Source organism: Chitinophaga sp. (assembly GCF_035564935.1).
Classification (GTDB): domain Bacteria; phylum Bacteroidota; class Bacteroidia; order Chitinophagales; family Chitinophagaceae; genus Chitinophaga.
Window position 1 is genome coordinate 1 of sequence record NZ_DATMTE010000824.1, and the last position, 6,188, is coordinate 6,188.

The 6,188-nt window shown below is 47.2% G+C and carries 6 protein-coding genes and 1 pseudogene; 1 reads left to right on the forward strand and 6 read right to left on the reverse strand.

Going from position 1 to position 6,188, the window contains the following annotated elements; all coding sequences use genetic code 11:
* Positions 1-209: pseudogene (locus VN105_RS21420) on the forward strand (nucleoid-associated protein); the annotation flags it as partial.
* Between the two features lie 196 nt (positions 210-405).
* On the opposite strand, the gene ricT reads toward VN105_RS21420, so the two are convergent.
* The 6 genes from ricT to radA all read right to left on the reverse strand — a co-directional run.
* On the reverse strand, positions 406-1,824 hold the full coding sequence (gene ricT, locus VN105_RS21425) for a regulatory iron-sulfur-containing complex subunit RicT (RefSeq protein ID WP_325644027.1): 1,419 nt from the start codon (positions 1,822-1,824) through the stop codon (positions 406-408).
* Between the two features lie 243 nt (positions 1,825-2,067).
* Positions 2,068-3,207 (reverse strand): hypothetical protein, encoded by a 1,140-nt coding sequence (locus VN105_RS21430; protein WP_325644029.1) that lies wholly within the window; start codon positions 3,205-3,207, stop codon positions 2,068-2,070.
* A 32-nt stretch (positions 3,208-3,239) separates the two neighbouring features.
* Positions 3,240-3,785 carry a hypothetical protein gene (locus VN105_RS21435; RefSeq protein WP_325644031.1) on the reverse strand — a complete coding sequence of 182 codons (546 nt, stop codon included), beginning with the start codon at positions 3,783-3,785 and terminating at the stop codon, positions 3,240-3,242.
* Between the two features lie 113 nt (positions 3,786-3,898).
* Positions 3,899-4,420 carry a glutathione peroxidase gene (locus VN105_RS21440; protein ID WP_325644033.1) on the reverse strand — a complete coding sequence of 174 codons (522 nt, stop codon included), beginning with the start codon at positions 4,418-4,420 and terminating at the stop codon, positions 3,899-3,901.
* 96 nt (positions 4,421-4,516) lie between these two features.
* Positions 4,517-5,209, reverse strand: coding sequence for a ComF family protein (locus VN105_RS21445; RefSeq protein WP_325644035.1), 693 nt, complete (start codon positions 5,207-5,209; stop codon positions 4,517-4,519).
* A gap of 30 nt (positions 5,210-5,239) precedes the next feature.
* A partial coding sequence (radA, locus tag VN105_RS21450; protein WP_325644037.1) for a DNA repair protein RadA occupies positions 5,240-6,188 on the reverse strand: 949 nt, incomplete at its 5' end.

The window sequence follows — 6,188 nt, forward strand, 5'->3', positions numbered from 1 at the left end:
ATGCGAGTCATTTTCAACAAGATATCCCTGACGAATTTGAAATATCTGCACCTGCTGTAAAAAAACAGCAGAAAGTATTTAAGAGCATTCTGAAGCTGGATCGTAACTTTCATGTATATATTCATGGTAACCGCGAGATGATTGAGCGCGGTTTTGATGAAGCCACGAACATGAACTATTATAAATTACTGTTTGAAAATGAAGCGTAGGCCTGTATAATAGTCAGTAGGGCGCCTGTGTGATTGATTTGTGAAGAGATATAAGATAGCATTTTTAAGTTTTCTCATAAGCAAAAACCAATTGTTAACAAAGGCTGCCTCGTCTGGGCGGCCTTTTATTTTATAAGAAATGCTTACAGTATGTAAACAAAAAAGACAACCGGCTGGTTGTCTTTTTTGTTTTTATTTATTGTCCTTTTTCAGGATTGTTGTTCTTGTTAGGATTGTGCGGCCGCTGTTTATGTCGTGGCGGGCGCCGGTCCTGTTTAGGGTTGGTGGCTCCTTGTCCGCCGGGCAGTCCGGGTTGCGCCGTTTGTTGGCCGGGTTGCCGGGGAGTCTGCTGCCGTTGTCCCTGTTCGGGGCGTTGCGGCTGTTGTTCATTACGGGGTTGCTGCTCACGGCCCTGTTTGGGTTGGCCTCCGCCTTGTTGCCGCTGGTGGCGGTTATCTGGTTTCGGTTTACGTTCGGACGACTGGCGGTTGTCTGGCTTTTGGCCTCCTTTCGGTGCATCTGTTCTTGGCTGACCCTGTGCCTGTTTGGGTTCGCCGCGTTCTCCGTTTCTTTGTTGTCTTTGCTTGTCCTTATCTTTCTGTTTTCGTTTCTGTGCTGTTTTTTCGAGAGATTTCAGACTGATTAATCCTACCACATCTGCATATCCGAGATCTGCTTCCTTTGGCTTGGCAGTTACCACTTCAACCGGTTTCAGGTCGTCCGGCTTAATACCCTGCCTGTTCAGCTGGCGTATTTCCTTTGCCCTGGTAATGGTAAGCGGATACTGTTTGTTACTGCCTTCATAAGAATACCACATGAGGCTTTTGAAAATATCCCGTTTCTGCAGATGGGCAACGCCGCCGGCAGTTTCAATGTTATCAGCATCTTCGGGGAAATCTTTCAGTGCATCGAGGTAGGTATCGAGTTCGTAGTTGAGGCAGCATTTCAAACGGCCGCATTGCCCGGATAGTTTCGCCTGGTTGATAGACAGGTTCTGGTACCTGGCGGCGGTGGTGTTTACGCTTTTAAAGTCGGACAGCCAGGTGGAGCAGCATAACTCTCTGCCACAACTGCCAATGCCACCTACTTTTCCGGCTTCCTGGCGGGCGCCTATCTGGCGCATTTCCACTTTGGCCCGGAACTCGGAGGCATATACTTTGATGAGTTCTCTAAAATCAACGCGATCATCTGCGGTGTAAAAGAACGTGGCTTTACGGCCATCGGCCTGTATTTCCACTTCTGCCAGTTTCATTTCAAGTCCGAGGTTGCGTGCGAGCGCCCTGGATTTTATGAGGGCCTCCTTCTCGCGGGACTTGTTGTCATTCATTCGCTGCAGGTCGTCGTTCGTTGAACGTCGCAGCACTTTTTTTACTTCGGGTGTATCTTCAGCGCGTCGCTTCTTCATCTGTAGTTTTACCAGTTCGCCCGTCAGGCTTACTGTTCCAACATCAAATCCGCTAACTCCTTCTACTGTCACCATCTCTCCTTTATCAAAGAATTGTTTGGTCACATTGCGGAAAAAGTCCTTGCGGCTGCCATTGTTAAAACTTACCTCTATAATGTCGAATGGTGCTAAGCTATCTCCCAGGGGAATATTGGACAGCCAGTCAAACACGTTTAGTCTGTTACAACCTCCTGTGCTGCATCCTCCATTACTCTTGCATCCTGACGGCTTTCCTTCCACACCCGTACCACATCCGGCACAAGCCATATTATTAATTAGTTTAAATTTTATAAATAAGCATTTCAGGTTATTCCAGTTCTTCAAAATACGTTTTTCCTTTCAGAAAAACAAAAGGCCGGAAGCAACAAAGATAGGGAAAAGGAGCCGATAAGACCCGCAGGAAGCCGATGGATATTACATAACCGGTAAAGGTTTCTTTTTAAATATATATTGCAGCCTGAGAGACAGGGCATGAAATAGCATTTTCCCGTTGGCGTTACGTTCTATATAATAGCTGGCATTGTTGAGGGCGTCGGAAATCTCCTGCATCTGGTCAAGGTTGGCCAGTTTGGCCAGTTTGGCGGCAAAGTCCATTTCTTCCGGGGAAAAGGCCAACTGGTTTTTATCAAGATATTGCAGGCGCAGGGTGTGTTCCAGCAAGTTGATGAAATAGCGGAGGAACTGCTTTTGGTTTTCCCTGCCGGTTTTGGCGCTGGAAATGCTTTCTATCCATTCCTGCAGCGCTACCCGGTTACCGGTGAAAAGGTGGTTCAGCCAGCTACGGAGCAGTTCGTGGTAGTCGTCGTCTGAATGCTGCAACAGGTAAAGGGCTTCGCGGTAGTTGCCGGCGGTGATAGTAGCCATCTGCCGGGCTTTTGCAGCAGGAACATTGCTTTTTTGTTCCAGTGCTGCTACCAGGTCCTCTTTTTTAAGCGGGTTTATTTTGATAAGATGTGTTCTTGATAAGATGGTGGCCAGTATCTGTTCCTGGTTTTCCGCCACCAGGATGAACAGGGTGTTCTGAGGCGGTTCTTCGATCAGTTTCAGGAGGCGGTTTCCTTCATTGCCAAGGTATTCCGGCATCCACATCACCAGTATCTTATAACCGCTTTCAAAGCTTTTCAGGTTCAGTTTATGGATAATATCCTGGCATTCCGTAGCAGTAATATTACCCTGCTTGTTTTCAGCACCTATAAACTGCAGCCAGTCGTACGCATTGCCATATGGATGCGTGGCAACAAACTCCCGCCATTCTGTGATATAGTCTGTACTTACCGGTTTATCTCCCGCTTTGCGGGGAATAACCGGGTAAGAATAATGAATATCCGGATGTATGAACTGTGAAGCTTTGACGCATGCGGCGCATTGCCCGCAGGCATCCTGCGTTTGTTTGTTTTCGCAAACCAGGTATTGGGTAAAGGCCAGTCCGAGCGGAAGACCGCCTGCACCTTCAGGGGCAAGCAGTATCATGGCATGACTTAACCGGTTATGCTGAACGGATTGTATAAGTTGTTGTTTTACCTCTCCTTGTCCTATGATATCAGAAAAAAGCATGGGCGCAAGATAATGAAAAGGGGGCTAATCATTTATTGAAGAGATACATAACAGGCATTTTCAAAAGTGCCGGCGCCATTGATCTTTTTCTCATTGTCAACGAAATAAAAGCTACCGGATATTGTTCGTGTCCGAAAGTTCATTTTACGGATCGTGACACTGGAAGAATCTGTGGTAAGAAAAGAAAATTCGCCGTTGGTGTTCTTTACTGCTACAGCTACCAGGCCGCCTGTTTGTGCTCCCTGGCGGGTATAGGTATAAGTTTTCAGATGAAGACTATCATCCCGCAATCCTGTTTCGTCGTACATGCCATCTGTCAGGTTAAATACTACTTTGCATGAATCCGACACGGTTTCCACACTCAGAAATTTCAGGCCACCGGTATCTGTCCGTTCCCGGAACAGGAGGCTCCGGCTAAAGTTCATGACACTGGTACTGTTACCAATGATAGTAACCATCTGCATTTCCGGGCAGGTAAGAGAAGGAAGATCCTCATCGTGCTGGCAGGCAGTCAGTAAAATGCACAGCAATGCCATCAGCGGCAGGGTATTGATTGCAGGAGCAAGGTAGTGTTTCATGAATATGGGAGCGCGTTGTACAATTAATAACAGGTACCTACGTAAACGGATATACGTTTACACCGGTACCTGTAGTTTTCTTTTACAGAGAAATCAGCGACAGTTGGTAAGAACTATTTCTCAATCGCAGCAATCACTTCAGCAGACTCAGGTTGCGTTTTCGGAGAAAACACCGCTACAAGATTGCCTTTTTCATCCAGCAGATATTTCTGGAAGTTCCAGGTAACTTCAGCCGGTTCCATGTGCTTGGCTTTACTTTCCGCCAGCAACCATTTGTACAGGGGGTGGATGTCGGAACCCTTTACAGATATTTTGGCGGCCATGGGAAAGGTAACTGCATATTTTTTGGTGCAAAATTCCTGTATTTCCTTGTTGGAGCCGGGTTCCTGTGAACCAAAGTTGTTGGCAGGGAAACCAACAATAACCAGTTTGTCCTGATACTTCTTGTAAAGCTTTTCCAGCCCTTCGTATTGCGGGGTATTACCACACAGGGAGGCGGTATTTACGATCAATACTTTCTTTCCTTTGTATTTGGAGAAATCGATTTTTCCTCCGTCAACTGCATCTACTTTGAAGTCATAAAGATGGGATGAGGCAAAGAACATAACAACTGATAGTATAGCTAATTTGAACATATAGATTTTTTTAAAGACAGATTAAAATAGCCGTTTAGGCCTGTATTTGTAAAGTTAGCATTCCCGTAGTAAAAATGCAGAAGAATTTCGTGCTTCTCATTTCCATGCGTAGGCCAGGCAGCATACGCTTACCAGGGCGCCGGCCTGTTGCAGGGCGCTGCAACAGGCTTCTGTAGTAGCGCCGGTGGTAATTACATCGTCGATCAGTAATACGTGGCAACCTTCCGGAAGGTTGCCGCTGGCCTGAAATGCGCCGGCTACATTCTGCCACCTGTCTGTACGTCCCTTTTTTGTTTGCGTAGTGGTGAACTGTTGCCGGCGGAGAGCCGCCGGGTACACCGGAAGGGAGGGAATTACCTGTGCAATGCCATTGGCCAGCAGTGCAGCCTGGTTATAGCCCCTTTTTTTCTCCTTCCTGGGGTTCAATGGAACCGGTACCAGGAAGCTGACAGTACTGATCCACTCACTTTCCTGCAACCGGTAACCGGTTTGCCTGCCCAGCCAGGTAGCGATATCCTGGCGTTGGTGGTATTTAAACCGGTGAATAAGCTGTTGCAGGCCGGTTGACTGGTTGTAATAATAAGTAGCTGTGGCCTGTTGTACAGAAATCCTTCCACTGAACACCTGCGCCACGGGATTGTTTGGGTAACGCTGGAAGTGGGTAAGTGGTAAGGCCTGCATGCAACGCAGGCATAGCAGTTCATCTGTTTTATGCAGATCAGTGCCGCAGAGCTCACAGCAGTGCGGATAGAACAGATGAACCAGTGGGGAAAACAAACTGGTAAGCATTGGATGGTTTTAAAGATATGATGATGCCATTTAAAATAACCGCTGGTATACTTCCTCCACTCTTCCTACAGCAATTACTTCGATATGGAATTTACTGAAATCAATTCCTTTTTTGTTGTAACGGGAAATAAATATTTTTTCAAAGCCCAGTTTTTCTGCTTCTGCAATCCGTTGCTCAATGCGGTTTACAGCTCTTATTTCACCACTCAGACCTACTTCTCCCGAAAAACAGATCTTGGGAGAAATGGCATTGTCTTCATAGGAAGAAAGCAGGGCGCACAATACAGCCAGATCAATGGCCGGGTCTTCTACACGGATGCCGCCGGCAATATTGAGAAACACATCTTTTACGCCGAAGTGGAAGCCGCCCCGTTTTTCCAGCACGGCGAGGAGCAGCTGCAGCCTGCGGAGGTCGAAGCCGGTAGCTGTGCGTTGCGGCGTTCCGTAAACAGATTGTGTAACAAGGGCCTGTACTTCCACGAGAAGCGGACGCATTCCTTCCATCGTGGCAGCAATGGCTACGCCGCTCAGGAGATCTTCCCGTTGAGAAATAAGGATTTCCGAAGGGTTGGTTACCTGTCTGAGGCCAGTACCCGTCATTTCATAAATGCCCAGTTCGGCGGTAGAACCGAACCTGTTTTTGATGGTGCGCAGGATGCGGTAGGCATAGTGTTGGTCGCCCTCAAACTGTAAAACCGTATCCACCATATGTTCCAGCACTTTTGGACCGGCAATGGAACCGTCTTTGGTGATGTGCCCGATGAGGAATACAGGGATATTGCTTTCCTTAGCGAAGCGTTGTAATTCTGCGGTAGTTTCCCTGATTTGTGATACGCTTCCCGGGGCAGATTCAATGAACGGCGAATGCAGTGTTTGGATTGAATCAACGATGACCAGTTGCGGTTGTAATTTTTTAATTTCCTGGAAGATGGTTTGTGTGGAAGTTTCTGTGAGCAGATAGAATTGTTCGTTGGAATTT

Coding starts and splice junctions, on each gene's coding strand:
- VN105_RS21440 (WP_325644033.1), bottom strand. CDS start 4,420: ATGTTCAAATTAGCTATACTATCAGTTGTTATGTTCTTTGCCTCATCC.
- VN105_RS21445 (WP_325644035.1), bottom strand. CDS start 5,209: ATGCTTACCAGTTTGTTTTCCCCACTGGTTCATCTGTTCTATCCGCAC.
- VN105_RS21435 (WP_325644031.1), bottom strand. CDS start 3,785: ATGAAACACTACCTTGCTCCTGCAATCAATACCCTGCCGCTGATGGCA.
- VN105_RS21430 (WP_325644029.1), bottom strand. CDS start 3,207: ATGCTTTTTTCTGATATCATAGGACAAGGAGAGGTAAAACAACAACTT.